Consider the following 2346-nt stretch of genomic DNA (forward strand, 5'->3'; position numbering starts at 1 on the left):
TACGGCCCCTGGCGGTACTACGGGATGCCGCTATCAACCCTGGAGGCCGATTTGGAGGCGGGGCTACTGTGAGCCCCTATCAACCCCGAATGACGAAGAACCGTTTTTCGTAGGAGGTGGCGGCCTGCCGATCATCGCGCGCAGGGGCTGGAAACCGCACTGGAAACCAATCGGCTCGGCCGGCAATTCGATTGATTGATTTCAACCCGATCCGCAGGGGAAAACCATTCCGCGGGCTAACATTTATGAACAGGGCAGCCGAGCGAATGGCGCGCCCTCGCGCGCATTAGCGCTACCGGAAACTCCCCGAATTCAAACGCCTTCCCCGCGCGCAGAAAGCCCCACGAAATCAAAGCCCCGTGTTCGTGCACCGTGTTGTGATTTGTTGTCCTGATGTTGTAGTCCGGAGCTACAGGAACCCGCTCCCCGAGTGCCCCTTGAAGGCATTGGCTCGCCGGATGTAGCCGACGACCGTTCGGGTATCCCGGTGCCCGGACTGGTCCATGATGCGGGCGAGATCCGCGCCGCGCTCCGCCGCGGTCGTGATGTAGCCGGCGCGCAAGCTGTGAGCCCCGAACGTCGAGGCATCGAGCCCGGCCGCGGTCGCGTACCGTTTCACGATGTCAGCGACGGCTTGGGTAGTGAGGCGGGGAGTAGAGTCGCCAATTTGGCGACTCCTCTGCGCCCGCACCCGTCCAGATCTGGACACCGGCCGGAACACCGGCCCTTCGGTGATCCCCGCCGCATCAAGCCAGTCCCGCAGGAGGGCAACCGGCCTGATGAACCGCCCGTGCGGAATGGCTTTCTCGAGCCCGGCGCCTTCCTGGTCCACCTTGCTCCGGCGCACCATCACCCGGAGCCCTTCGGGATCCTCGCGCAAGTCCTCCACGTCGAGGGCGACAAGCTCCGATCGGCGGAAGGCGCCCGCGAACCCGAGGGCGAGCAAGGCGCGATCCCGCTTGCCCGTGAGCGTGTCCGGGATCCGCATCAGCATGGCGGCCAGCACGTCGGCCGTAGCTGCCGCTTTCTGGTCCGGCGCTGTCCCGACCTTGCGCCGGATACCCTTCACCGTGGCCCGCACCGCCTCGTCATCGGTCGGATCGGGCAGCCGGGCGAGCTTGTGCGCGTAGCGGATCGCGGCACACCGCCGGCCGATCGTGGACGCAGCTCGCCCGGCCTCCGCCTCCGCCACTAGGAAGGCGGCCACCGCCTCGGGGCTCGCCGGCAGGGACCGAAACCCATAGCGGGCGCACCAGGCCGTGAACGCCGCGGCGTCACCCCTGTAGGCTCGCACGGTGGCATCGGCCTTCGATGCGCGCTGGTACGCCTCAACAATGCTGGCGGCTTCGGCGGGGAGGCTGCCAGGGGTTTGCCGCGTAGCACGGCAAACCATCTCGGCGGACACCCCTTCACACTTAGCAGGCAGACCCACAGGCTCGGGGGTGTTGGCAAAGTTGGCGAACACCTGCTCGGCCGGAAGAGAGTGGCAAATTTTGCCACTTGCCACAGCCTGTGACGAGTGAGGCCGCCGGCTACCCGACATCGGCGCAGCACCCCTTCCCGGCCCCGAGCGCTTCCCCGATCATGGCGCCCATCTCCTCGTCACCCCAGGCGGGCAAGCCGAGATAGTGTCCCGGTCGGCGGACCATCCCGCACCAGAACCGGCCGTGCTCGAATTCCATCGCGGGACACGGGGCGCCGTCGATCGCTCCGGGGACGAACTGGCGGGCCACGCTGCAGGGCTCGGCCGCGCAGCAGAACCCGCACCCATTGCAGGGCGAGCCGAACGCGGGCTTTTCGGGAGCGCGGGCCGTGAACGCCTCGACGCGGCGCCAAGCCTCGTCCGTCATCTCGCGGGCCGAACCGGCGGGGCTCAGCGGCGCAACCCCGGCGCGGCGTGCCTCAAGACCGAGGGACCGCACCGGGACTGGCCCGCCAAGATGGGCGGAGATTAGCACGTCATCGGCGGGAAGGCACGAAGCATCGCTCTGGGGCGAGGCGCCAGCGCGGTCATTGGTCGATAGACCCGCGCCAGCAACCCCCCGTCCAAAGCCGGGAGACGATACCACATCACCGTTAGGGAAGCATGGGCGATCGGCGGGCGAGGCGCCGGCACGATCATCCCGCAAGGCAAGACCCCGTGCCGGCAACCCCCCGACCAAGCGATAGGACGATATCACATCAGCGTCAGGAGAGCACGAGGGCGAAGCGCCGGCGCGGCCAACCTCCTGCGAGGACGACAGCGCCGGCAACCTACCCGCAAAGCGAGGCGAGCTTACCACGTCGGCGCCTGCGGATGAATGATAGCCTGGGCTTTGTTTCATCACCGACCCCGCGACCTCACTC

Annotated in this window: 1 protein-coding gene; it reads right to left on the minus strand. The window is 67.6% G+C overall.

What is annotated here, in order from left to right; all coding sequences use genetic code 11:
• Positions 1 to 409: 409 nt before the first annotated feature.
• The gene (locus HPY23_RS32410) at positions 410 to 1393 is read right to left on the minus strand and encodes a site-specific integrase (protein ID WP_200647377.1); all 984 of its coding nucleotides are present in this window, start codon (positions 1391 to 1393) and stop codon (positions 410 to 412) included.
• Positions 1394 to 2346 lie beyond the last annotated feature (953 nt).

Source organism: Methylobacterium ajmalii (assembly GCF_016613415.1).
Taxonomy (GTDB): domain Bacteria; phylum Pseudomonadota; class Alphaproteobacteria; order Rhizobiales; family Beijerinckiaceae; genus Methylobacterium; species Methylobacterium ajmalii.

What these genes read in the sequence shown, in the direction of transcription:
- HPY23_RS32410 (WP_200647377.1), bottom strand. Translation starts at nt 1,393, where the DNA reads ATGGTTTGCCGTGCTACGCGGCAAACCCCTGGCAGCCTCCCCGCCGAA.